Genomic DNA, 24929 nt, shown 5'->3' with positions numbered 1-24929 from the left:
TTACATGATTCTATTAAATCTACTGGTTATGAATTTGATAACGTATTTTTATCATTGATAAAGATTAGTGAGAAAACAGGTAGTCTTACGGAAATACTTAAAAATTTATCTACATATTATGAAGAAAAGATTTTTATAAATAACAAAGTTAGGTCATCTCTTTTATACCCATCATTATTGCTTGCTGTTATGTTATTGCTAATTAATTTATGCATTCTATACTTTATACCTAGTTATGTTAATTCATTTCAAACACAGATTTCCAATTTACCAAATTACAGTATTTTATTTATAAACATATGTCTTTTCATTAAGGATAATTATAATTTATTTTTAATTAGTATTGTGGCTATTTTATTTTTAGCAATTAAAAACAGAAAACTTAAGAAAATTTTTAAAAATATTTTACTTAAGTTGTCTATTTTTAGGAAAATATATTTTAAATATTGCCAATTAAAATTTATACAATCATTTTATTACATGATTAATAGTGGAATAGATATAGGTACTTCATTAAATATAATGTCTAAATTAAAGGACGAATCTTATTCAATTTATTCTGATTATATTTATAATCAGATAAATCAAGGATTTGATCTCTGTAATGTATTAAAGAACGCAAAGATTTTTGAACCAGAGGTTATATCAATAATTAAAGTAAGAGAAAAAAGTTCTAGTTTAAATTTATCGTTAAAAAACATTTGGACGAGTTATTCGAAGAAATATTATCAAAGTTTAGAACGATACACAAAGCTAATAGAACCAATATTTATTTTAATTTGTGGATTACTTGTAATAATATTCATTTCAATATTCATATTACCTCTTATATCTTATGATAACTTTAATTACATATGGGGGGGAATTTAATTGAAAAAATCTGGATTTATGATTTTAGAAAACTTGTTATCAATTATTTTGATTATAGTTATTCTAGCATCTGCATATTTCAGTGTCAGTTTTTTAAATGATATGTATAAAAAATTTGAACATAACAACTTTAAAACTCAATTTTTGAATTTTATAAATTTGGGTAAATATAAAGCTTTTATTAATTCGGGAATGTACACATTAAAATTTTCAGAAACAGGAATATCGTTAGTAGATAAAAATCATGTTATAGTGAATAGATTTGAATTCCCTAAAAATATAAGAATGACTAAATTTAATGGACTTTATAATAGAATGTTATATATTCAACGGAATGGCTTAATACCTAGATGTGCAACATTTACATATAAGTTTTACGGAAACATAAATGAGGTTACAATTTATGCTGTTACTGGAAAAGTTTCTTATGATTAAATTTAAAAGACGAGGATCGTTTATGCTCGGGAATTTATTTTTTGTAGTTATAGTATTTACTTTGGCAATATCACTTTTAAGATTTCAAAGTTCAAATTTGAAAAATATGAATTCTATGTTAATTTCAAAAAGTTTTTTCGATCAATTAGATGTAATTAAAAATGAATTGTATTTTAATAAGCAATACCCATATTTGGGTAAAGGAATTTATATAAATCCCCAAAATATATCTACACAAAACTATAAAGAATTTAAAGAAATTTTCGAAAATGAGTACACAGGAATTGAAAGATATTTCTATATATCATTTAATGCTTTTCAAAATGAGGTATATATAAGTTATTTATCTAATGGTGAAATTTTATTCGAATCCAATTTTGAGGTATGAAATTATAAAAAATGCGAAGGAGGTGCATCAAACATCGTAAGACTTAAAAAAAGAGGAAGTATGTTATTGCAGTCCATTGTTTGTTTGATAATGTTCATGATAGTTTCGGTATTTATGAGTAACTTTATTATAGGTGCGTCAAAATCTATAATTGTATCTAATAATATTTCCTCAAATGTTCTAAAACTAAGAGAATTGGAGATGTTTCTAAATACTGAATTTGATAAATATGCATTTGATTTTAAGGTTAAATCTGATAATAAGCTTTATTATAAAAAAATAATCCCAGTTGATCTTACCGAATGTGAAATCAAAGAACGAGAATTAATTTTTAGTAAAGGAACCATAAGACTTGAATACGACAATAAAAATATTACATATTTAATTAGCAAAATAAATAGTTTTAGAGTTTATGCTAGAGACAATTTAATATTTTTAGATATTAAATTGGGTGGTGTAAATTTAACAAAGATTATCTCGCCTATGTCTTATGATGTTTAATGTTTTGAAAAAAAGAGGAATAATTTATATACCATTTTTAATGGTTATGATACTGATTTTTACATTTGCAATCAACTCAAATTATATAACTAAGGATATGGATGTTTACTTGAACTATGAAAAAATTTGCGAATTAGATGACATTAGTGAGGTAAATGATTTTATATCTCAACTTAAAGTTTATAAAGATAATTACTACAATAAAATTGATCTTGGAATTATAGATGGTGATCTTAGTTTTTTAAACTATGTAAAAAAAACTAATTTAAAATTATTTAAGGGGAATTTTTCAGTTTTGAATTTTAAATTAGGTAATAAAGTTAACTTAAATGGTGATAAAGTAGTATTTTATTACAATTCTAAAATGCAAGAGGGATATTATTTTTATGCCTAAAGAACGTGAAAGAAATATTATTTTAAATATTGCACGTATCTTTAGAGTTTAGTTCATGGAGGGGGATTATGAAAAATTTAATTTACTATCATGAAAATAAATGTGATGTGTATTTTAAAAAGATCACAAATAGATATGAAAAAGCAAATAAATCCAAAATTTATATTGAAGATATAAATAGGTTTAATATAAAGAATTGCATAGTAACATTTGAGATTAAGGATTTTTTAATAAAGCCACTTAGTATGCCACTTGATAATTACATACATGAAAGGGTCGTCAATTCCTTAAAGTTTTATTTTAATGGTTTTGGAGAAGATATTTTGTATGATTATTTTTTACTTGATTCAGAAGTAGAGATAGGACAAGTAAAAATTTTATTGTATGCCATAAAAATTCAAGATAATGTTCAAAACGTATTAAAATACATTAATAAATCCTATTTGATTATTCGACCATTACAATTCATAATGTTGGAGTATCTAACTCTCAAATTCTCCATACCTAAAGGAATATTTCTAAATAAAGTAAGTGACGACCAATATAACTTTATTGTATCGAAAAACTCGTTGATACTTCTGAATGAATATATAAGTAGAGAAAATTTAAAATATCTCAGTGATTATTTAGAAAGTAAAATTAATTACGTGAGAAATGAATTTGGCATCACTTTAGACAAAAACATTTACTTTTTAAATGATAATGAAAGTAAAGATTTATATAATTATGAATTTAAGTTTAATTTTATAGAATATACAATGGAGGAGATTCTAATAAACCATGACTATATCAGAAGTAAATTTTCTAAGTTTTGGAATAAGAAAGAAAATTTTAAGAAAAATGCATAAGAAGTATTGTATTTACATTTCACTATTATTAACAGTGTCAGCACTTTTAATTAATAATATAGTTTCTACTCATGGTAGTATGTTTAGTAATAGTGTGGAAGTTTATGATAACGTAGAGGAGGACATAAATTACAACATACAGTATTTGCAAAGTATAGAATTTTTAATTAGCGAAATGAGACTAAATTTAGAAAAGATAGTTTATACGAGTAATGGTAATTTAAATATAGGTATGCTTGTACTAGATAAGAGACATATTTATGAAATAATTGATACTTTAGATAGAAATCTGTTTAATGTGATTTCATATACATGTACATCAGAAAATGATGGAAAGTTTATATATGAAATTGAAATTGGAGTGAAATCATGAATAAAATACTAAATATATATAAATTCTTATTGAATGGTTTGATTTTTATTTTATTGTTACTGGTTATTATCTCAATTAACTTGAAAATTCGAATCGATAGGGATAGCTTTATTAATAAACATGTATTAGATATAGAGAATGAGTTTAAACAAGCTAATGGTAATAAATTTGTGAAATTGAAGAACGATTTACTGGATATGGATATTGTTTTAGATAATATATCTATCGATAGTGAATCAAATATTAAATTTGATATACAAAAAGTATGTATTTATCAGAGTTAGATAAGTTTATAGAGTTTTTACACACTATATATGGTTTAAAAATAAATGAAATAAGTATTATAAAAAATAATTTTGACTACGATGTAGCCATGTCTGCTGAAATTTAAGTTACATATTGAATAAATAATGTTATTTTGTTAAAATTATTTTTGCTCGAGAGAATAGAATTGGAGGTTTAAATTGTTATGTTAACAGCTGGAGATTTGAGAAAAGGTACAACTTTTGAACATGATGGTCAAGTATACATAGTAATTGATTTCTTACATGTGAAACCAGGTAAAGGAGCTGCCTTTGTAAGAACTAAATTAAGGAATGTTATAGCAGGAGGGGTTGTTGAGAGAACATTTAATCCTTCAGAAAAATTTCAAGAAGCAATAATTGAAAGAAAAGAAATGCAGTATCTTTATAACAATGATTCGTTGTATTATTTCATGGATCAGGAAAGTTATGAGCAAGTGCCCCTTAATTACGAAAAAGTTGAAGAAGCAGTGAAATACTTAAAGGAAGGTATGAATGCTGTCATAAAATTTTATAAAGGGGATGCTTTTTCTGTCGAAGCTCCTAATTTTGTTGAATTAGAAGTAATTGAAACTGATCCTGGATTTAAAGGTAATACTGCTACAAATACTTTAAAACCTGCAAAAGTTGAAACTGGTTCTGTGATACAAGTTCCCTTGTTTGTTAATGAAGGTGATAAAATTAGAATTGATACTAGAACAGGTGAATATATGGAAAGAGTTTAATTTAGATTTTTTGTGTAGAAGTTGTTAGTTTATTGCTAACAACTTTTTACTGTTTTTAGTAATAAAAGATAATAAAAAAAATATATTAATAAAAAAAGGAGGTTTGAAATTATTAATAATTTAAAGGATATATTAAATTTATTTTCCATAAATTTAAAAAGCCATATAGAAAAATATATTTCATCCAATAACTTACAAGAAATTAGACTTAGAATAAATAGACCAATTATGCTAATCTTTTCAGACAAAGAGATAATATTACCATTAAAAATTTGTATAGAAGATATTAGGATAATTATCAATAAAATGAGTAAATTTTCCATTTTTGCATTTGAAGAAGATATAAAGCAGGGATTTATAACTATAAATGGTGGTCACAGAATAGGAATTACTGGAGAATGGGTTTTTGAAAATGGAAATATAAAGTATTTAAAAAATATTTCATCACTCAATATAAGAATATCTAGAGAAGTTTTAGGATTTGGGAAAAAATTTATAAATTATATATATAATCATGATTCTATCGTAAATACTCTCATAATCTCTCCTCCCAGATGTGGTAAAACTACTCTTTTACGAGATTTATCTAGAATTATATCAAATGGAGAATCACCACTTAATAAAGGATTTAAAGTTTCCATTGTAGATGAAAGAAGTGAAATAGCGGCCAGTTTTCAAGGAGTACCTCAATTGGATGTTGGTATTAGGACAGATGTTTATGATAATTGTTTAAAAAGCAAGGGGATTATTTTAGCCATAAGGTCTATGGCACCAGAAGTTATAATTTGTGATGAAATAGGTACTAAGGAAGATTTTGAGAGTATTTTAATAGCTTATAACTCTGGAGTTTCAATAATATCAACAATACATGGAAATTGTGAAGAAGACTTTTATAGAAAATTAAGAATGTGTGGAATGAGTATTGATGTTGAAAAAATATTTAAATGTATTTTAGTCCTTAATAATAAGAATGGAGTTGGTACCCTAGAAAAAATAAAAAAAATTTAAGGGGTATTTTGCTTATGAAATTTTTGGCTTTAGTTATTATTTTTATATGTATATCATCAATCGGTATAATGCTGGGTAATGGCTTTAAGATTAGGGTAAAGGAACTTCAAGAATTTGAAAATATTTATTATTCCCTGAAAAATAATATAATTTTTATGCGTACGCCAATATCTTACGCTATCAAATCTTCATGTTCGAAAAAAAGCGAGCTGAGCAAAATACTAATTGAAATATCTAATGATATTGAAAAAGGGGAATTTTATAATCTTGTTGATGTCGTAAAAAACTTTTTTGAATTAAATAAAGTCAAATTATATTTAAATCAATCAGATTTAGAGATGGTATATGATTTTTTTTCTAATCTTGAAAATAACAATCTTAATTCTTTTGAAAATATATTTGATGTTTTTACAAAAAGAATTAATGATCAAATAAAAGATGCTATCGACCTAAAAAATAAAAATAATAAAGTATATAGTACTTTGGGAATTGGAGTGGCAGCAATGATTGTTATTTTCCTCATATAGGGAGATGAATATTTTAATGTTGGACTTTTCTGTTATTTTTAAAATAGGAGGAGTAGGTATCCTTGTAGCAATTTTAGATAAAGTTTTAAAAAGCATTGGAAGAGAGGAATATGCTACTCTATCTAATATTTTAGGTATAGTTCTTATATTGTTCATGGTTATACAACTTATAGGAGATCTATTTAACACGATTAAAACAATGTTTCAATTGTAGGTGGGAATTATGGATATCATAAGAATCGCAATTTTTGCATTAATAGCACTATTTTTTATAATAATTATTCAGCAAGGTAGGAAAGATTTAGCCATAATAATTTCCTTGTTTGCAGGAGTAGTTATATTTATTTTTGTGTTTGGTAAATTTAATGCAATAATATTATTCCTTCAAGAAATTGCTTTAAAAGCAAATATAAATACTGTGTACTTAAATATTGTACTCAAGATACTTGCCATAAGTTATATAGCTTCCTTTTGTAGTGAAATATGTAAAGATGCTGGATCAAACAGTATTGCTTCTAAGGTTGAATTTGGTGGTAAAATATTAATTTTGTTTTTGGCAATACCGATATTAATGGCTGTTTTACAGTCAATATTAAACATTATGTAGAGGGGTGATTTATGGTAAAGAAATTATTTTTATGTGTGATCTTAGCTACATTACTTTTATACACACTGAACTTTAATACGAGTGTTGCAACAGAAAATAGCACTCAATCCAGTATGGAAAATATAGTTAAAGAAAATGAAAAAGAGATATCTAATCTTTATGAGTACATAATTAACATGAAAGATGATATTGAAATTTTGAAAGATTTAAATCCTCAAGATTATGTAAAATCAATTATGAGTCGTGGAACAGAAGGAGTAAGCATAGGAAAAACAATTTTCAAAAATATACTTTCGTTTGTTTTGCGTGAGGTGATTTTGGTTTTAAGTGGATTATCTTCAATAATAATTATTGCCGTTATCTGTTCGTTAATACAAAACTTGCAAACAGCGTTTTCACACCAAACTTTATCCAATGTAGCTTTTTATGCATGTTATGCATTGTTGATAATAATCTTATCAAAAACATTCCTTATAGGAATTGATATAGCTAAAGAAACCATCAACGAATTAAATAATTTTTTGTTAGTCCTTATACCAGTACTAAGTACATTATTACTATCTGCAGGTGGAGTAAGTCAAGTTGCTACCTTAGATCCAATAATTATTCTACTTACAAATATAGGACCTACATTTTACTTGAATATTTTAATACCAGTAATTTTGCTTGGATTCATGCTTCAATTTGCTAACAATATATCAAATAATTTTAAGATATCAAATCTTGTTAAATATACCAATCAAGTTGTTTTATGGGCACAAGGAATTTTTATAACATTTTTTATAAGTATGCTTACAATACGTGGTTTCACAGCTGAATCTTTAGATATTGTAACTGCTAAAACAGCTAAGTTTGCGGTCGATAATTTTGTACCAATAGTCGGCAAGGCAATATCTGAAGCCATTGCAACAGTTGCTGGGTACTCGATACTTTTAAAAAATGCTGTAAGTTCGTTGGGCCTTTTGATTGTTATAGCTATCGTAGTTGTCCCAATAATTAAAATTTTTATAATGGCTACATTGTATAGATTAACAGCAGCAATAATAGAACCAATATCTGATAATAGAATTGTATCTGCAATAAGCTCTGTTGGAGATTCATTAATACTCATAATGTCCTGTGTTATTGTGGTATCTGTATTATTTTTTGTAATGATCTCTATAATAGCTTCTGCCGGTAAATTAATAATAGGTGTATAAACAGGAGAATTTTTAGAAATGGAAGTTTTGAAAAATTGGGTGAGTGATATTTGTGTAAGCATTTTATTTATGACAGCAATAGAGCTTGTCTTACCAGAAAATAGTATCAAAAAATACTCAAGATTTGTACTTGGACTTATTTTTATAGTTGTCGTAATAAATCCAATAATAAGTTTTGTAAAGCAGGATAATAACTTATATAGAGATATAACTCTGAATGAAGATTATGTTTATAAGTTTGATGATTACATAGAAAATAATTTAAACGAATATAGTGAGCGTGTTAAGAGGACAACCATAGATAATTTTCGAGAAAATCTATCACGTAATTGTGAGAATATTCTGAAGAACAATTTTAAAAAAAATAATTTCGATGTGGATGTGTCTGTCTCTTATGAGGGGGAAAATTTCAAAATAAATGAGCTCATTGTTAAAGTCGAAGATCAGGGTATAAAAAACATTGAAACTATTGAAAAGGTAGTTATAGGAAATGTGGAGAATTATGATCAGTCAGATAGGGAAAGTTCAAAATTCAGAGAAATAAAAAAGTTTTTGTCTAATGAATTAAATATACCAGAAAATATAATAAAGGTATACTAGAGAGGTTCATTTTATGGAAAAAATAAAAGAAAAATTTATAAGAAAAAGTAATAAATTTACTTATATGATTATATTAATTATAATAGCTGGGATTATGATTTTTGTGGTTAGCTATTTTAATAGTTCAACACCAACATTTTCAAATATTACAAATGACAGATCTTCAAATGAAAGTTCACAAAACAATAACTTTATATCTGATACTTATCCAGATAAGGTTAGAAATGAATTGAAAAATATTTTGTCAAAGATAAAAGGTGTGGGCAAAGTTGATGTAATTATGAATTTTGAAGGTGGAGAGGAGCTTATTCCAGCACTTGATAGTGAGAAATCAAATACAGTAACGGAGGAAAGGGATAGCAATGGAGGGAATCGAGTAAATAACAACAATAAAGATGGTGCTAAAGTTGTGATGTCAAATCAAGGTAATAGCACTGAGCCACTTATTCTAAAAACATATTATCCAAAAATATTAGGGATACTTATAGTTGCAGAAGGTGCTGATGATCAAAAACTTTCGTATGAGTTAACAAAAATAGTATCTTCTTTGTACAACATTAGCGAAAGTAAAGTTAGTGTTATACCTATGGAAGAACAATAGGTAAGAATAAACAACTGAATTTTAGGGGGATTTTATTATGAATAAAAAACAAGCAGGAGTTATACTTGCATTGCTTGCATTGATTGTTTGTGCTGGAGTTTTAGCCGCTAAGGTGAACAGTTCAATGAAAGATTTAGGAACAATATCTATGACAACTGGAGATGATGTTACTATATCAAACAACAAAGATGCAAAGGAGAACGAAATAGGTTATGATTTCTTCTATGAGGCAAAATCTATAAGGGATAAAAAGTCATCAGAAACTTTAGAGCACTTAGCAGAAGTAATAGATAATGAAAATATCTCACAACTTGATAGAGATACTGCAGCAAAACAAAAAATAGCATTGGTGATGGATCAAGAAAATGAAACAAAAATAGAGCTTGCACTTAAAGGAAAAGGTTTTGAAGAAATACTATGTTTGATCGAAAATGATAAAGCAAGGGTATTTGTTAAAGGTCAAGAGTTAAGTGAAAATCAAAGAAAACAAATTCAAGAAGTTGTTATGAGCGTTGCTAAAATTAAAAATGTGGAAATTGAGTTGAGAAAATAATTCATATTTTAGGCTGCTTTATTGCACTGTAACAGTATGGATTATACAAAACCACAATATAAAAGCTTTAAAAAATGTTCAAAGGGGCTGTCACATATAACGTGACAGCCTCCTTGTCTATACCAAGTTTTTAAATATCAAAAATTTCTTTTTTAACCCCAAACTTAATATCAAATCCTTTAATTAATCACATTTTATAGGAATACAAATTTCAGTCACAAATTTTTCCGGATTATTTGTAATGCCATAGTCGATGAGCGTAATCTCTCGAGAAAATCCAATAATTTGCATTTTATGTTTTCTTATATGATTCAACAATTTCTTATACTGCTGGAGAGCTTCTGCATGGCTGCCACGGAAGCACAGACGCACACATAATGTTTCTTCCATAGTAGTCGTTTCACCATCATAGATATCTTCATCATCCAATATTAGAAAGATACCATCATATTTTTTGTATTCTGCCATTTGTAAATGCTTTGCTGAAATTCCAAGTCCCACCTTACCAAGAAATACAACTGCTTCTACCTGTGATTGATCTAACTTTCTAATAGGAGCTTCCATATCTTGTGAATCTTCTATCTTCAATGGAGTATCAATCCATACAATACGACTCGCTTGAAGCTGTACTAATGTTACAGTATTTAATGGCATATTCTGTGCCTCTGATAAACTCTTCAAACGGTGGTTTATTTTTTGTTCAATGCGATTTAAATTTTGTTGCTTTTCCAAGATAATCTTTTTTTGTTTCATTAGTTTTTCTTCTATATTACCTATATCCTTATTTTTCAGAAAATCTTCTATTTCAGCTAATGGTATATCTAAAGCTCTTAAATATCGGATAGTATTGAGTACTTCAAACTGTTCTGTTCCATAATAACGGTATCCTGTATCTGGTGAAATATATTTTGGATGAAGTAGTCCAACATTTTCATAATGTCGCAGACTGCTTACACTGATATGAAAAAGTTTTGACACTTCACCTATTGAAAATAATCCTTTTCTGTCCATATAATTACGATCCTTTCTCTGCTGCTTCCTTGTGACATATCACATAAAATGCGATCATGCATATTAACACAGATAATAATGAACCAGCTGCTGTTGCTAATCCCATTGGAAACAATGTTGTACAGAATATCTGTGATGTTAAATAAACTCCGGGTATACGAACCAGTACAATTGCTAGAATATTGTGTAAAAATGATAGTCCAGATTTTCCACAAGCACAAAAATAACCACTGAAGCTAAAATGAATACCTGCAAAAATGCAATCAAAGATATAGCCCCTCAAATACTGACTGCCAAGCTGTATTACGTTTACTTCATCTGTAAATAAAGATACAATTAGTTCAGCAGTAAATTGAATTATAATAGTCACTAATATTCCAAATACAACTGCAATTAAAACAGCATATCGCAAAGTTTTAATGGCACGCTCCTGTTTCCCTGCTCCGATATTCTGTGCTCCAAGAGCTGAAATAGTAGATAGCATAGAAGATGGAATCAAAAATAGAAAACTCATAATTTTCTCAACAATGCCTACCGCAGCAGCATCATTTAATCCTCTCTGATTTGCAATAATCGTTATCACAATAAAAGCAATCTGAATAAGACCATCCTGCACAGCGATTGGAATACCAATAGATAGTATCTTACCCATAACTGGCCGATAAACTTTGAAATCTGTCTTAATAAGCACAACACTTTTTCTTTTCATAATAACAATCAAAGATACCAGCACACTGATCGCCTGAGAAATAATTGTTCCAAGTGCAGCACCAGTAGGACCAAGTTTAAAAGTACCCATAAAAAGATAGTCTAATGCGATATTTACAACACATGCCACAGTAATAAAATACATTGGACTCCTGCTGTCCCCCATGCCTCTAAAAATAGAACTGATGATGTTGTATGCTGTAATAAATGGAATACCAATAAAACAGATTATCAAATATGTAACGGTCCCTTTTACAGCCTCTGCGGGTGTAGACATTGCTGATACAATAGGATGTACTAGTATAAGTAGCAATACCATTCCAACGATAGCAATGCCCATAAATAGAACAATCGTATTTCCAATAGCCTTAGATGCTTGTTTTTTATTATTCGCTCCAATTGCTTGTGCAATACTAACAGTTGTACCCATAGCAAGACCAACAATCATGACGATAATCATATGCATGATTTGCGAACCAATAGATACCGCAGTAGTGCTTTCTACACCATCATATTGCCCAATAATAAATAAATCTGCGATCCCGTAGAGCGTTTGCAAAAAATAGGAAAGTAAATATGGCATCGAAAACAAAATTACATTTTTAAATACACTTCCAGTCGTAAGACCTTTTTTCATAGCAATTTCCTCTTTCTTATACAATATAACCATATCATAAACTCTACAATCGTTATAGAGTCAACAGAAACTTTTAAAAAAGCTATTTACTAAAAATGTCTTACGTAAGCAACATTCTAACAAATGGATCAATACTAAATAATGTGTAGCAACGGTTATCACACTAGATGTCAGTACATTTTATTATCAAATATCCTTAAGTCTTTGAAAATACTAAGTTTATCATAGTTTGGTTTAAGTTATCGGAGAGAGTGTTCCCGATGTATAAACTTTTTTCCATTTTCTAAATTGAAGTGTATGGATTTTTATACTGACCATGTCTGGTAGTTTTTCCGTTGCCATAACTGATTGCGAATTTCGGACATCTGTGAAGACAGCCCAAACACATTTCACATTCTTTCGATTTCCAAACAGGACGCCCTTCCTCCATCTGTATTGCCCCAACTGGACACTTTTTTGCACACATACCACAACCAACACATACCTCTTTATTTACGGACAGATTTTTAGTTTTTCTCTCTATCACATACATGTAAGCTGATGGAATTGCTGCTATCCACTTAGGCAGTTTTCTGTCTATAAAATCATCTTTTCTTTTTGATGTTATATTATCGATAACAAATGTGAGCTGATTTTTCCCATCGCTCAGACACTTATCAACTCTTCTCTTATCTGTAAGATCAAAGACTGGTGTCCATGTATCTGGCATAATTACGCTGAAATAGGCATCAAAACTCTGTCCATTATGAGTCATAATATCCTTCGCCATACTGCCTGCTTTACCTGTCGTTGTACCATAACTAACAAGGAAAAATGTATATCCGCAATTTTCTATTCTGACTTTTCCCAGATATTCTGCAACAATCCGTGGAAGTCTCCAGAAACAAGTCGGTACTACAATTCCAAGTATTTCTTCGTTTGAAAAACAATACTTGTCTTCACGGATGCATTCTACGATGGACATACATTTTTCATTTGTCGCACCTGCAATCTGTTCTGCAATATATTTTCCGTTTCCTGTTGCACTGAAATATAAAATCATTTTCTGTGAGCCTCCTTTTCTACACTTCCTAGCAGAAACCTGACCGCTTTTAATGCTTCTCCTTTGGTTAATTGTTCCTTTGCAAAAAAGCATTTTTCTAGCAGAATTTCAATTGTAGCAGCATAATAATCAACCATAACATCTTCATGGAGTGGGAAATCTTTTGCTCCAGGACACTTACTTATTACTTGCCTTAACTGATTTTTCATAAAAGCCCGCAAAGAAGCTATGCATGTTCCTTCTAAACTGTTTTTTAATAAAATTCGATAAATCTGTGGTCTATACTGGTTGAGATATTCGTACAGAAGAGAAAATATCTGTTCTGTGTTATGTTCATCTTGAACATTCATATATTTTTCTATGTCTATATCTTTCATAATCGCAATCCAGCAATAATCCATTAGATCATAAATATCATCAAAATAGTTATAAAACGTTGACCTCGGGTAATTGCAAATATCACATATTTTCTGAACAGAAATCTCTTCCAATGGCATATCTGCTAGCAGTATAATTATTTTTTCTGAAAAGTCTGCTAATGTACGTTTCGCAAATCTGCCTATTTTATCTGATAAATTAATCTTCATCCCAATCACTCCAATTGAATATTTATATACAAATGTCCATATGCGTATAATTTATCAACCTTGTGATTGAAAATCAATCTACAATTATTTATTCTTGACCATATTTGGATACTTTCAAAAAAATGTCCATCTAAAAAATGGCAGTGCATATCACTATCATGCACTGCCATCTTGATTTTATTTTCTATATCATCAACTATTATACTAAATTTAAAAAATTATATAGTTTCAATCTTCGGAGTATATATGCCAAAGAATAGTTTCTGTAGCAATTTCTCTTATATGATGACATATCAACATTTTTTCCATTCGCTCCGCTCTTAACAAGATTTAGTATTTTGCTTCCATATCCGTTAGATCGAACATTTTCATCGACTGCAAGGTAAAGTATAAAATATATTTTTGATTTTCAATCGTATATAACATACCACAAAATCATCCTTTACTGCTATTGTTTTGTATATACCTGATTTAAACCTGCATTGTTTTTATGGATAGGGTTATACAACATATATACATCTAAAAAATAGTGTAAATGTACTTGCCAAAAAACAGCAGATAAGCAGAAGCAACAGCAGTGCACCATACCCATCCAAAAGCAGCATGAAGTAAGTAACTGACCCAGACAGGTGAATACATTATAATAATCACACACAATAATAAAATCAGAGTATGCTAATCTTTATATTCATCCCTGTAATCTGATTTGTTTCTGAAAAATCATAGTCTTCAAACATATCCAAAGGAACTGCTTGTGTCTGTCCAATCAGACTGATAACCGTTATAATAATAAGAATACAGCCAAGAGCAATCTTTCCCGGCTTTGTACTAAAGAATTTTCTCTTCTGATACCAGTGAGCCACAACTCCTGAAATTAGTACAACAACTACCATAAGAAAAGTTATCGGAACAAATGCCAATCCATCTTCCGGGAATACAATACCACTAAGAATAATCCCTGAAACTTCAATCAAAGTCCACTGAATACAGTAAACAGTGTTAATATTTTTGCTCATATTCCTAAGTGCACGCATAGGCATTGTATCCTGAACCGGAAGCAGCAGATAATCAAACCCAAAAATTCCAACAACCAATAGCAGCACTGAAATTGTATCAACCGGTCCTAAGAAATAGTAATAACCATTTTCTCCATACATTCCGAAAGAAAATTTAAACACATAAGCCATTATCAGATATCCAAATCCAAGCACTCCACCAGCTATGGATGCTTTCAGATAAAATGTCTTTTTATCCACCAGATGACGGAATACTTTTGCAAACAGATAGCCTAACACTGGGAAAATAATCCAGTTCAGGAACGAAAAATATTCAGAATAAGTCCTATTAACAAAAGTTATATATCACGTTTTACAAAATCCTTCACATCTGTTTTTCTTCCGTAACACATTCCAATGCTCATACATACCACGAATACAGGTGCTGAAAATGGTCCACCAAGAAAGTTATATACAATCTCACAACCCAAGCCTGTTCCTGTGCTGAAAGTCTCTGCCGTGTGTACCCAGATCATAAACAAAAATGGCAAACCCTTTTGCTATGTCCAGTTCAATCTGGCGTACGGTGTTTACTTCATCTTTTGAAAAAACTCCCGTTCCAAAAATCCTGTTCAATATATTTATTGTGTTTATATTCATTATGCAAAATCTCCTTACATATATGTTCCATTTTCAGTTTTAACATTTTTATAATTTTTCTTCATAGTGATTACTAATACGATTGCAAGCACTGCATTAGAAACACCTGAAAGCAGTGGCATAAGGCACACTCCATCCAGTCCCATGGATGGAACCATGATTGCAAGTCCGGCAGGAGGGAGTACCAGTGTTCCCATAATAGATACAACAAATGATCTTCCAGACTGCCCAAGAGCAGTCAGAAAGCCAGACAAACATCCATCTATCCAGTTTACCAGATAAGATAATGCATACAGGTTCATTGCATGAATGCTGAATGTCAGCAATTCTGTTTCGCCCGACTTTACAAAGAATGGAACAACAAAAGCTCCACAATACCTAAGGATAAGATATACAGCTATGGAAAGGGCGGCTGCAACAGCAAGAACCCATTTTTTAAAATCCCAGACTCTTTTATGAAGTCCGGCTCCATTACAATAACTTATAGCCGGTTGAATGGAATCAACCATACCAAACAGCATAGATGCAACAAGACTTTCCACATACATTACAACTGACATTGCTGCTATGGCTGTTGCACCACCCACAGAAAGCAGAACAATATTCAAAACAAACGAAAAAACAGAATCTGCAATACTTCCAAAAAACTCAGAAGATCCATTCGCTGCAAGTTGAACAAACTGTTTGAAAGGAATGTCGCCTGCAACAAATTTTAATTTCATCCTATTTCTGATAAATGGATAAAATGCCATTACTGTACCAGTCGATATACTGATACAACTTGCAAGGGCTGCCGCCCAGATACCTTTCCTTAAAACAACTATTAATAAAAAATCTAATACGATATTCAATACTGCAGTTACAATATTCAGTATCATACTATAGTTTTGCTTTCCACAAATCCTGAGATAGTTGTCAACAGCAAAGAAAACAATAATAAGTGGAGCAAAAACAGCATATACACGAATGTATTTGATACTGTATTGTAAAGCGTTTCCATCTGCTCCCATCATTACGAGCATCGGTTTGCATAGGAAAAAGAATGCCAAGCCAATCAAAAAGGACATACCAACAATGACTTTAATACATACGATGAATGTACGATTTGCTCTGTCATGTTCTTTCTGACCTAATAGAGTTGCCAGTTGAACAGAGGAGCCGGTTGCAATTAATTCTGCAAGCGAAAAAGCAATGACAATCAGCGGCATCACAAGGTTTACCGCAGACAGAGCATCTGAGCCAATGCAACGCCCAACAAAAATTCCGTCGGCTATGGAATACAATCCACTAAAAACCATACTAAGTGCAGCAGGAAGTGCACATTTTAGCAAAAGCTTCGCAGGGGACAGTTTTTCGAACATCAAATAATTTTCCTTCACAAATAACCTCTTTTTGTCTTACCAGTCATTACACCTTGAGTAATTCATGTTGTTAATGCAGAGGTCATAATTTCTCCTCAGATTATCTGTCATCTTCATGTTTCTTAAAATATTTATCAAGTTTTGATACGAAAAGTTCAAATTGTGATACAAAATCAGGTGAACATTCTTTCAGGGTTTCTGAAATTGCCTCTTCCTCCACAGCATAGATATCAGCTAGAACTTCCTTGGTATACGCTTTTCCTTTATCCGTCAAACAAAGTGCCTTCTCTCTTTTTGTACCCTGTACACGTTCTAATGTGAGGTATCCTTCTTTTTCACATCGTTTCACAATCGTATTAAGTGTAGTGCGAGGTAACATCCATTCTTCCTGTAAACTCTTTTGTGTATGCGTCTTTCCATCATCAGGTGCATACAAAAAACTGTCATGTTTCCTTCAACACCTGATAATTTTCCTCCCTGTTCATAAAGACCATCTAGATAATAAATTGCATTGATCAATCTTCGTACATATTCTCTATTAGACATTTATCCTCCTAAATAGGATTTATGTCAATAAAAAAGTAAGTGAATATCAGATAAATTTTTTATTTCTCATACTGAATAAATACTATAGAATAACTCAACTCCTACTAATCTTTCACATACATCTGATTCCGATGGATACGAGTTGTACGAATAACAANCCATTCTTCCTGTAAACTCTTTGTGTATGCGTCTTTCCATCATCAAGTGCATACAAAAAAACTGTCATGTTTCCTTCAACACCTGATAATTTTCCTCCCTGTTCATAAAGACCATCTAGATAATAAATTGCATTGATCAATCTTCGTACATATTCTCTATTAGACATTTATCCTCCTAAATAGGATTTATGTCAATAAAAAAGTAAGTGAATATCAGATAAATTTTTTATTTCTCATACTGAATAAATACTATAGAATAACTCAACTCCTACTAATCTTTCACATACCATCTGATTCCGATGGATACGAGTTGTACGAATAACAAAAGAAGAAGCAAATTGTCAATACTGTCTTTAATCAATACGCCGAAGTAGATTACTATTGCCATGCTTGTAAGTATCACCACTATGGTAATCCTATTTCAACAGAATTTCTTATATGGACTTGCAATCTTTATACAGATAAATATTTCAAATATTCATATGCTTGCCAGACATCCCCTATAAATCAATATTATTATCAGTCAGTATACGATTCCAGAAATAACTGGATTGCATATTTCATTAAACTGGAATTTAAGTTAACAGTTTTTGTTAAAATAAATATAGAATTTGAAATAATCATTTGATATAATTGTAGAGCAGTTAGTTTGGAGGGGTGGAATATATGAGCATCGGTGTTATTAAGATATCGGATGACGTTATAACAGTCATAGCTGGAATTGCAGCAAGTGAAATAAAAGGAGTATATCCACTGTTTGGTGCAGATAACAATAGTTCTTTGAATAAGAAAGTTATTTCTAAAGGGATTAAAGTTATGGTTAATAATAACAAGACTAGCGTTAATGTAAGCGTATCTGTAGACTATGGGATAAAGATTCCTCAGGTAATACGAGAACTTCAAGAAAATGTTAAAAATCAAATCGAAACGTTTACTGGTGTTAAAGTCGAAGAGATAAATGTTTATGTCCAAAGAGTTTTAAGAACACAGTAGATTCGATTTAAAAAGGAAGGTGTTTATGAAAAATATTTTGTTGGTTTGCTCGTCAGGTATGTCGACTAATATGCTTGTGCAAAAAATGATTAAATTCGCTAAGTTAATGAATTTTGATGTTAATGTTTGGTCTGTAGGTGATATTGAAGTTGAAGAAAACATTACTAAAGCAGATATTATTTTGTTAGCACCTCAAGTTAGGTATCTTTTTAATAAAATTAAGAGAATTGTCACAGATAATAAGTCTATTTTGTTGATTGGCTTAGAGGATTACGTATCTATGAATTGTAAAAATATACTCAAGCAGTGCTTTGCTAATTGATAGTAAGGAGTGATTTTATTTGTGGGAAGATCTTCGCAAGAGAAGTCTTGAGATAATATCAAACGTAGGAAGTGCTAGGTCATATTATATAGAAGCTATTGGATATGCCAAGCAGAATAATTTTGAAAAAGCGTACGATTCTATAAAAAACGGAATAGATGCTTTTCGTAAGGGACATGTTATACACTCGCAGCTTTTGTTTGATACGTCATCTTGCAATAGTTGTGATAATGTAAATTTGATTTTAGTTCATGCTGAGGATCAACTAATGAGTGCGGAAAGTTTTAAAATTATTGCGATGGAATTTGTAGATTTGTATAAACGATTATATGAAAATCAAATAATTAAATGAATGAGTTACTTTTTGTAAAGTGGCTTTTTGTTTTCGGTGAAAAAAATAAGTGGAATTTAAAATTCCACTTATTTTATGTTAATCTACCATCTATCTTAGAATCTAAATCTTTAAATTTATTCATATCGATTTGTCCCAATTTTTTATCTACTATCAACGATGCTGTTAAAACTCCATTGATGTTTATCATTGTTCTTCCCATATCTAAAATTGGATCAATAGCCAATATTGGACTTGTCAAATCAAAATATTGTCCAAATCCTACAGCAGAAAGATTTATAGAGGCACTTGTTGTTGCAGTTCCTGGAACTCCAGCTATTCCAACAGAGCTTATTGTTATAACAAGAAGTGACATAATTAGAAAACTCAAATCTATAGGATTCCCTGTCATGTTTGCAACCATTATTACTAGCATTCCTGGAAATATTCCAGCACATCCATTCATTCCAGTAGTTGCTCCGAAGCTAGATACAAATGTTGAAGTAGCAGAATTTACTCCCATGGAATCAAGTGTTTCAATTGTAACAGGAATACATCCAAGACTGGATCTTGATGTAAAAGCTAGTATCAATGAAGGAAATGATTTTTTGATATATATCAATGGATTAAACCCAAATGTAGCTAAAAGAACTAAATGAATTATAAACATTACAATTATTGCTAAATATAATGCAATAATGAAAAGTATGACGTCTAAAATTGATTGTATGCCTCTTTGAGCAATTGTATTTGCAAGTAACGGTACTACTGCATACGGCATAAGGTTCATTATTGTCATTGTAACACTTATTATAATTTTGTGTAATGCTTCTATAAGTTTATTGAAGCTATCTAGAGTTTTAGGAAAAGCCTTGCTCATTTTTTTAGCAGCCATTCCTATAAAAATCGAGAATATAACTACTGCTATGACGTTAGAATTTGACATTGCCTCAACTGGATTTTTAGGAATAAGATTTCTCAAGATATCTACGATTGAATTAATTTCTTTAATTTCGTAAGTACCACCAGTTATTGTCGAATTTATACCAAGCCTAAACAAAATAGCCATAGTTATACCAACTAAAGTTGCAATAGCAACTGTCGAAAATAAAACTATTAACGTATAAATGGTTAGTTGTTTAAATTTGGTATTTTGTTGCATAGTTACTATGATGTGTATTATCGAAATAATAATTAGAGGTACTATTATCATTCTAACCAAATCTATAAAGCCATTTCCAAATAATGAAAACCACTTTGTAGATTCATTTATCCAAGTTATTTCTGTGGGGTTTTCGGGAAATTTTGCAATAATTTGTATTGCGAATCCTAAAACAACTCCTAATCCAGTCCCTGTTAACATCCTATTTGAAAAACTTACATGTTTTTTCTTTAAAAAAAACATAAATATAAAAATAAAAGCTAAAATTATTAGCCAACTCAAAGTATTAAAAGAGCTAATCATTAAAAAATCTTTTAGAAAACTATTACCCATAAAAAACTCCTTATAAAAAACTACTCTAATACATTTTAATATATTGAATACAAATTTAAAATATTAAAATTTATAATTTTGAAATTTGTCTCTCGTTGAATTTTATTTTTAAAATATAAATTTAAATAATTATGGTTAAAATTGAACATAATTAGATTGGAGATAGAATTTATGATAGGTTTAAATATGAAATATTTAGATGAGTGTAATAATTATATAATTCAGTTATCTAGTTTTTTAGACAAAGTTTGTAGTGTAGTTGTAAAAAATGAAAATTCAGAGGTTATAAAAACATATGTTGGTGAATTTGGAAACCAATTTAATGAGCTCTTTAAATTCATACAAAGTAACAACTCTTTAAAAGAACTAATACTTAAGGGTGAACTAGATTTAACTTTTGCACTAGAAAGTTTTGGAAAAGCTTTTCACTCAAACGATTATGAACTTTGTAATGAAATTTTAAAGTATGAGATTAAGTATATTTTATACAAATGGCAAATGAAATTAAAAAATTTACAATAGATAACTTAGATAATAAATGGAGTAGAAGGGAAGTGTATTTTTATGAAATTAACTTTTAATTCGACTGCTTTAAAAACCTTGCAAGCGTATAAAAAAAATATTTCTGAACACTCTAAGAGTATCAATAATATCTCATCTGGTAAAAAAATTAATTCGTCTAAGGACAACCCTAATTATGTTTCGAAATTGGGTAATTTAGAAAAAGAGATAAGGGGATATCAATCATCTGAAAATAATATTCAAGATTCTATTAGTATGATTCAGTCTGCTGATAGCGTCATGTCTAATTTGAATGATAGGATATCTAGAATTAGGGAATTGGTTATAGGCGTTACGAGTAGTACAATTGAGGATAACGAAAAACAAATTATAAGCAACGAAGTTAACACATTGCTTAAAGACATAGAATTTGAAGTTGGAAACTTTTCTTTCAATGGTGTTAATATTTTGGGCGATACAGATGTTAAAGATAATTCAAAACCGGGGAACATTGAATCGCTATCTACTGGAAATCCAGGAGGGATTACTAAAATTCCTACATACAACTTATCTCTTGAGAATCTTGGTATAGCAAATTTGGACATAATCAATTCTGAAACATCATCGATTTTGGAAAAATTAGACAATGCAAATAGTCAAGTTCTAGATGCAAGGTCAAAGTTAGGTGCTCTTAGTAATACGCTTGAAGATAAAGTTAAAAATTTAGGTGATTTAGAAGAATTATTGACAGGTCCAAAAAGCAAAATTGAAAACGCAGATATAGCTCTCGAAATGTTGAATTTTTCAAAAACTCTTGTACTTACTGAGGCTAACATAAAAAATATGAGTAAAACAATATATTTTCCAGCAGATATTTTAGATGCTATAGGGAAACTGTATAATTGATTTTTTTCGAATTTGAGGTGATGACTAAATTGTATGATTTATTAAAAACAGCACTTGAAGTATCTTCAGTTAGAAAAGATGTCATTTCAAATAATTTATCAAATATAAATACAAAAAACTTTAAACGCTCTAGTGTGAAATTTGAAGAATTTTTAAATTCTAAAGTGAAAAGAGCATCATTAAAAACTACCAACGAGAAACATATTTTATTGAAAAATGAATCTTATGAAATTGTAAAGGATAAAGGAACAAGTATGAGAAGTGATGGTAATAATGTAGATATAGATATAGAAAAAGCAAATCAAGCTTCTAACACATTAATGTACAATGCGTTGATTTCTTCCATTAACAATAAGTTTCAATTGGCATCGTTAGCTATCAATAGAGGTTAAAATTTGAAAACGGAGGATTGTTATGTTGAATAATGCTTTTCGTGCTATGAGGATTAGTGCTAGTGGACTTGCTGCAGAAAGAATGAGAATGGATTTGATATCTTCAAATATTGCAAATTATAATTCCGTTAGAACAGATCGATCTGAAGCTTATAGAAGGAAAATCGCTGTCTTTAATCAATATATAGATAAATCGGCTAAAGGGCTAAACAAATTTAAGGGTGTTACGGTTTCTAAAATTATTGAAGATCCAAGCCCTTTTAAGATGTCATATGATCCCAACCATCCAAATGCAAACGAAGCAGGATTCGTTGAAACAAGTAACGTTAATATTCTAAATGAAATGGCAGATATGATTATGGCAACACGATCTTATGAGTCAAATGCAGATGCATTTAACGCTAATAAGCAAATGTTTCTTAAGGCTTTGGAAATTGGAAGATAAAAAACATAAAGACTTCTATCACAAGATTAGTGTTAGAAGCTTTTATTGTTTAAAACCACGCTTAAAAATATAAAATTTTACACAAACTAATTTTATATAGGAGGGCGTGTTAATTGAAAAAGAAAATTTCAGGTGTACAAAAAACAGCAATTTTACTGATAACATTAGGTTCAGAAATTGCATCGGAGATAATGAAATATTTGAATGAAGATGAGATAAATAAAATCTCCTTTGAGATAGCAACCATTAGTTCTGTAACTGTCGATGAAAGGAAAGAGATTTTACATGAATTTATAGAGATGAATAAAGCAAAAGAGTTTTTACTTGAAGGTGGATTTGAATACGCAAAAAATATTTTAAGCAAAGCATTGGGTAGAGATAAAGCGGTTGAGATTCTTGATAAAATTAAAGAAGCTACAGACATATATAGACCATTTAGTATCGTTAGGAAAGCTGATCCAACTCAATTGTTAAATATTATAATCGATGAGCATCCTCAAACTATAGCATTAGTTTTATGTTATCTTCAACCTGAAAAGGCTGCACAGATATTGAGCTGTTTACCAGATAGCTTACAAAATGATGTTGCTTATAGGGTTGCTACAATAAGAAATACATCTCCATATGCAGTTAAAGAGGTAGAAAGAGTTTTGGAATACAAATTATCAAACTTTGTTAAACCAGAATCAGCTATTATTGGAGGTCTCGAGTCACTTGTAGATATGCTGAATAGAGTTGATAGAAATACAGAAAGAAATATAACTAGTGGTCTTGAAAATCAAGACAAGGAACTTGCTGAAAAACTTAGAGCATCTATGTTTGTTTTTGAAGATATTGTTACTCTTACATCTGCTGACATTCAAAAAGTACTCAGAAGCATAGATCAGAAGGATCTAGCTTTGGCTTTGAAGGGAAGTAGTGACTCAGTTAAAGAACTTATTTTTAGCAATTTGTCTAAGGGAGCTTCGGATAATGTTAGAGAAGAAATTGAATATATGGGACCTGTGAAATTATCTGATGTTGAAAAAGCTCAGCAAGGCATAGTTGCAAATATAAGAAAGTTAGATGAGCAAGGAGAGATAATAATTGTGAGAGGAGGAGAAGATGACATCATACAATAACAAAATTATAAAAAATCCAACTCGGGATACTAATTCAAAAATTTATATAAGTCCAAACATTTATGAAGTATACACTATGCAGAATAATATCGCTCGGGAAATTAAATCAGAAGATGATTTGATAAAGATGATACGTACAAAAAAATTTAGAATGAGGCGTAAAGAAATCTTAAAATTCAAAAATATTGGAGAGATGCTAATCGTTAGAGCAAAGAAAGAAGCGTCTAAAATTTTAAATGAATCAATGGAAAATGCACAAATAGAAATTGTTAGAGCTAAAGTTTCCAGTAAGGTTCAAGGATATAAAGAAGGATTTGAAGAGGGAAAAGCTAAAGCAATTTCGGAAATTGAATCTCAGAAAAGTGCTTTAATAAGTGATGCTATAGAGTTTTATGAAAACGCTAAACAAGAAGCTAGGGAATATATCAAATCAAAAGAAGATGAAATAAAGAACCTTATCTTTGGTATGGTTTCGAAAATAATAAAAAGACAATTAAATGATTCTGATATTTTAAACAATATAATTTATGATTGTATCAAAAATATAAAGGATAGTTCTCCGGTTGTTATAAAGTGTAGTGAATTTAATTACAAGTTTGTTAAGGAACAGGTAAGTAAATGGAAAGATCAATCAGGAATATTTGGAGATTTTCATGTGGTGATAAGCAAAGATATCGAAAAAGGCAATTTCCTAATTGAAAGAAACGGAGGAATTATAAAATATAACATTGAAGATAATCTAGACATGATAAAGGAAATAATTTTTAAAAAGGATGTTTAGGAGATT

39 protein-coding genes and 1 pseudogene are annotated in these 24929 nt (G+C 29.7%); 28 read left to right on the top strand and 12 right to left on the bottom strand.

Annotation, left to right across the window (positions count from 1 at the left end; genetic code table 11):
- Positions 1-9 precede the first annotated feature (9 nt).
- The 19 genes and pseudogenes from AALI31_RS04195 to AALI31_RS04105 all read left to right on the top strand — a co-directional run.
- Positions 10-219, top strand: a pseudogene (locus tag AALI31_RS04195) (type II secretion system F family protein); the annotation flags it as partial.
- A gap of 126 nt (positions 220-345) precedes the next feature.
- On the top strand, positions 346-870 hold the full coding sequence (locus tag AALI31_RS04190; RefSeq protein ID WP_489885373.1) for a type II secretion system F family protein: 525 nt from the start codon (positions 346-348) through the stop codon (positions 868-870).
- Positions 871-1305: a peptidase gene (locus AALI31_RS04185; protein WP_489885269.1), complete on the top strand. Its 435-nt coding sequence runs from the start codon at positions 871-873 to the stop codon at positions 1303-1305. It begins immediately after the preceding gene.
- A complete protein-coding gene (locus AALI31_RS04180; RefSeq protein WP_489885268.1) occupies positions 1298-1693 on the top strand; it encodes a hypothetical protein in 396 nt (131 codons plus the stop codon). Before AALI31_RS04185 ends, AALI31_RS04180 begins: the two co-directional genes overlap by 8 nt.
- Positions 1694-1753: 60 nt before the next feature.
- Positions 1754-2194 carry a hypothetical protein gene (locus AALI31_RS04175; protein WP_489885267.1) on the top strand — a complete coding sequence of 147 codons (441 nt, stop codon included), beginning with the start codon at positions 1754-1756 and terminating at the stop codon, positions 2192-2194.
- Entirely contained in the window at positions 2184-2588 is a 405-nt protein-coding gene (locus tag AALI31_RS04170; protein WP_489885266.1) for a hypothetical protein, read from the top strand. The genes AALI31_RS04175 and AALI31_RS04170 overlap by 11 nt, the downstream gene beginning before the upstream one ends.
- Before the next feature lie 68 nt (positions 2589-2656).
- Positions 2657-3436 carry a hypothetical protein gene (locus tag AALI31_RS04165; RefSeq protein ID WP_489885265.1) on the top strand — a complete coding sequence of 260 codons (780 nt, stop codon included), beginning with the start codon at positions 2657-2659 and terminating at the stop codon, positions 3434-3436.
- Positions 3429-3809 (top strand): hypothetical protein, encoded by a 381-nt coding sequence (locus AALI31_RS04160; protein ID WP_489885264.1) that lies wholly within the window; start codon positions 3429-3431, stop codon positions 3807-3809. The genes AALI31_RS04165 and AALI31_RS04160 overlap by 8 nt, the downstream gene beginning before the upstream one ends.
- Positions 3806-4093, top strand: coding sequence for a hypothetical protein (locus tag AALI31_RS04155; protein ID WP_489885263.1), 288 nt, complete (start codon positions 3806-3808; stop codon positions 4091-4093). Before AALI31_RS04160 ends, AALI31_RS04155 begins: the two co-directional genes overlap by 4 nt.
- Positions 4075-4200 carry a hypothetical protein gene (locus AALI31_RS04150; RefSeq protein ID WP_489885262.1) on the top strand — a complete coding sequence of 42 codons (126 nt, stop codon included), beginning with the start codon at positions 4075-4077 and terminating at the stop codon, positions 4198-4200. Before AALI31_RS04155 ends, AALI31_RS04150 begins: the two co-directional genes overlap by 19 nt.
- Positions 4201-4278: 78 nt before the next feature.
- Positions 4279-4836, top strand: coding sequence for an elongation factor P (gene efp / locus AALI31_RS04145; protein WP_489885261.1), 558 nt, complete (start codon positions 4279-4281; stop codon positions 4834-4836).
- A gap of 129 nt (positions 4837-4965) precedes the next feature.
- Positions 4966-5844, top strand: coding sequence for a stage III sporulation protein AA (gene spoIIIAA, locus AALI31_RS04140; RefSeq protein ID WP_489885372.1), 879 nt, complete (start codon positions 4966-4968; stop codon positions 5842-5844).
- Between the two features lie 14 nt (positions 5845-5858).
- Positions 5859-6371: a stage III sporulation protein AB gene (locus AALI31_RS04135; RefSeq protein WP_489885260.1), complete on the top strand. Its 513-nt coding sequence runs from the start codon at positions 5859-5861 to the stop codon at positions 6369-6371.
- Between the two features lie 16 nt (positions 6372-6387).
- On the top strand, positions 6388-6585 hold the full coding sequence (gene spoIIIAC / locus AALI31_RS04130) for a stage III sporulation protein AC (protein ID WP_489885259.1): 198 nt from the start codon (positions 6388-6390) through the stop codon (positions 6583-6585).
- A 9-nt stretch (positions 6586-6594) separates the two neighbouring features.
- A complete protein-coding gene (spoIIIAD, locus tag AALI31_RS04125) occupies positions 6595-6978 on the top strand; it encodes a stage III sporulation protein AD (RefSeq protein ID WP_489885258.1) in 384 nt (127 codons plus the stop codon).
- Positions 6979-6989: 11 nt separating this feature from the next.
- Positions 6990-8177, top strand: a complete 1188-nt coding sequence (gene spoIIIAE, locus AALI31_RS04120) for a stage III sporulation protein AE (protein ID WP_489885257.1) — start codon at positions 6990-6992, stop codon at positions 8175-8177.
- 18 nt (positions 8178-8195) lie between these two features.
- A complete protein-coding gene (spoIIIAF, locus tag AALI31_RS04115) occupies positions 8196-8777 on the top strand; it encodes a stage III sporulation protein AF (protein ID WP_489885256.1) in 582 nt (193 codons plus the stop codon).
- A gap of 13 nt (positions 8778-8790) precedes the next feature.
- Positions 8791-9378, top strand: a complete 588-nt coding sequence (spoIIIAG, locus tag AALI31_RS04110) for a stage III sporulation protein AG (protein ID WP_489885255.1) — start codon at positions 8791-8793, stop codon at positions 9376-9378.
- A gap of 37 nt (positions 9379-9415) precedes the next feature.
- Positions 9416-9931 (top strand): SpoIIIAH-like family protein, encoded by a 516-nt coding sequence (locus AALI31_RS04105; protein WP_489885254.1) that lies wholly within the window; start codon positions 9416-9418, stop codon positions 9929-9931.
- A 183-nt stretch (positions 9932-10114) separates the two neighbouring features.
- Here the strand turns inward: AALI31_RS04105 and AALI31_RS04100 are convergent, their stop codons facing one another.
- From AALI31_RS04100 to AALI31_RS04050, 11 genes are all read right to left on the bottom strand, one after another.
- A complete protein-coding gene (locus AALI31_RS04100; RefSeq protein WP_489885253.1) occupies positions 10115-10942 on the bottom strand; it encodes a MerR family transcriptional regulator in 828 nt (275 codons plus the stop codon).
- A 4-nt stretch (positions 10943-10946) separates the two neighbouring features.
- Positions 10947-12233 carry an MATE family efflux transporter gene (locus AALI31_RS04095; RefSeq protein WP_489885371.1) on the bottom strand — a complete coding sequence of 429 codons (1287 nt, stop codon included), beginning with the start codon at positions 12231-12233 and terminating at the stop codon, positions 10947-10949.
- A gap of 337 nt (positions 12234-12570) precedes the next feature.
- Positions 12571-13329, bottom strand: a complete 759-nt coding sequence (locus AALI31_RS04090; RefSeq protein WP_489885252.1) for an EFR1 family ferrodoxin — start codon at positions 13327-13329, stop codon at positions 12571-12573.
- Positions 13326-13916 (bottom strand): TetR/AcrR family transcriptional regulator, encoded by a 591-nt coding sequence (locus AALI31_RS04085; RefSeq protein WP_489885251.1) that lies wholly within the window; start codon positions 13914-13916, stop codon positions 13326-13328. Before AALI31_RS04085 ends, AALI31_RS04090 begins: the two co-directional genes overlap by 4 nt.
- Positions 13917-14581: 665 nt before the next feature.
- Entirely contained in the window at positions 14582-15103 is a 522-nt protein-coding gene (locus AALI31_RS04080; RefSeq protein WP_489885250.1) for a hypothetical protein, read from the bottom strand.
- A gap of 167 nt (positions 15104-15270) precedes the next feature.
- Positions 15271-15402, bottom strand: coding sequence for a hypothetical protein (locus AALI31_RS04075; RefSeq protein WP_489885249.1), 132 nt, complete (start codon positions 15400-15402; stop codon positions 15271-15273).
- A complete protein-coding gene (locus AALI31_RS04070) occupies positions 15392-15571 on the bottom strand; it encodes a hypothetical protein (protein WP_489885248.1) in 180 nt (59 codons plus the stop codon). The genes AALI31_RS04075 and AALI31_RS04070 overlap by 11 nt, the downstream gene beginning before the upstream one ends.
- 14 nt (positions 15572-15585) lie before the next feature.
- A complete protein-coding gene (locus AALI31_RS04065) occupies positions 15586-16950 on the bottom strand; it encodes an MATE family efflux transporter (protein ID WP_489885247.1) in 1365 nt (454 codons plus the stop codon).
- An 82-nt stretch (positions 16951-17032) separates the two neighbouring features.
- Positions 17033-17311, bottom strand: coding sequence for a hypothetical protein (locus tag AALI31_RS04060; protein WP_489885246.1), 279 nt, complete (start codon positions 17309-17311; stop codon positions 17033-17035).
- Positions 17278-17478, bottom strand: a complete 201-nt coding sequence (locus tag AALI31_RS04055; protein WP_489885245.1) for a hypothetical protein — start codon at positions 17476-17478, stop codon at positions 17278-17280. Before AALI31_RS04055 ends, AALI31_RS04060 begins: the two co-directional genes overlap by 34 nt.
- A 429-nt stretch (positions 17479-17907) precedes the next feature.
- Positions 17908-18045, bottom strand: coding sequence for a DUF6040 family protein (locus tag AALI31_RS04050; RefSeq protein WP_489885370.1), 138 nt, complete (start codon positions 18043-18045; stop codon positions 17908-17910).
- A gap of 257 nt (positions 18046-18302) precedes the next feature.
- Here AALI31_RS04050 and AALI31_RS04045 point away from each other — a divergent pair, with 257 nt between their 5' ends.
- Genes AALI31_RS04045 through AALI31_RS04035 form a run of 3 tightly spaced genes read left to right on the top strand, consistent with a single transcriptional unit; the run spans position 18303 to position 19303 of the window.
- Positions 18303-18629 (top strand): Asp23/Gls24 family envelope stress response protein, encoded by a 327-nt coding sequence (locus tag AALI31_RS04045; protein ID WP_489885244.1) that lies wholly within the window; start codon positions 18303-18305, stop codon positions 18627-18629.
- A 25-nt stretch (positions 18630-18654) separates the two neighbouring features.
- Positions 18655-18951 (top strand): PTS sugar transporter subunit IIB, encoded by a 297-nt coding sequence (locus AALI31_RS04040; protein ID WP_489885243.1) that lies wholly within the window; start codon positions 18655-18657, stop codon positions 18949-18951.
- Between the two features lie 19 nt (positions 18952-18970).
- Positions 18971-19303 (top strand): PTS lactose/cellobiose transporter subunit IIA, encoded by a 333-nt coding sequence (locus AALI31_RS04035; protein WP_489885242.1) that lies wholly within the window; start codon positions 18971-18973, stop codon positions 19301-19303.
- Between the two features lie 73 nt (positions 19304-19376).
- Here the strand turns inward: AALI31_RS04035 and AALI31_RS04030 are convergent, their stop codons facing one another.
- Positions 19377-20687: a cation:dicarboxylate symporter family transporter gene (locus AALI31_RS04030; RefSeq protein ID WP_489885241.1), complete on the bottom strand. Its 1311-nt coding sequence runs from the start codon at positions 20685-20687 to the stop codon at positions 19377-19379.
- A gap of 261 nt (positions 20688-20948) precedes the next feature.
- Here AALI31_RS04030 and AALI31_RS04025 point away from each other — a divergent pair, with 261 nt between their 5' ends.
- The 6 genes from AALI31_RS04025 (at position 20949) to AALI31_RS04000 (ending at position 24923) form a co-directional block, all read left to right on the top strand.
- Positions 20949-21299, top strand: coding sequence for a hypothetical protein (locus tag AALI31_RS04025; RefSeq protein ID WP_489885240.1), 351 nt, complete (start codon positions 20949-20951; stop codon positions 21297-21299).
- Positions 21300-21341: 42 nt separating this feature from the next.
- A complete protein-coding gene (locus AALI31_RS04020) occupies positions 21342-22184 on the top strand; it encodes a flagellin (RefSeq protein WP_489885239.1) in 843 nt (280 codons plus the stop codon).
- Between the two features lie 29 nt (positions 22185-22213).
- Positions 22214-22576, top strand: coding sequence for a flagellar basal body rod protein FlgB (gene flgB / locus AALI31_RS04015; protein WP_489885369.1), 363 nt, complete (start codon positions 22214-22216; stop codon positions 22574-22576).
- Between the two features lie 22 nt (positions 22577-22598).
- Complete coding sequence (gene flgC, locus AALI31_RS04010) at positions 22599-23021, top strand: flagellar basal body rod protein FlgC (RefSeq protein WP_489885238.1); 423 nt, start codon at positions 22599-22601, stop codon at positions 23019-23021.
- 113 nt (positions 23022-23134) lie between these two features.
- Positions 23135-24142 carry a flagellar motor switch protein FliG gene (gene fliG / locus AALI31_RS04005; RefSeq protein ID WP_489885237.1) on the top strand — a complete coding sequence of 336 codons (1008 nt, stop codon included), beginning with the start codon at positions 23135-23137 and terminating at the stop codon, positions 24140-24142.
- Complete coding sequence (locus tag AALI31_RS04000) at positions 24126-24923, top strand: FliH/SctL family protein (RefSeq protein ID WP_489885236.1); 798 nt, start codon at positions 24126-24128, stop codon at positions 24921-24923. Before fliG ends, AALI31_RS04000 begins: the two co-directional genes overlap by 17 nt.
- The last annotated feature ends 6 nt before the right edge of the window (positions 24924-24929 follow it).

The organism is Anisomitus miae (SeqCode) (assembly GCF_054906395.1).
The sequence above is the reverse complement of the archived record's forward strand: the minus strand, read 5'-3'. Positions and strand labels throughout refer to the sequence as shown.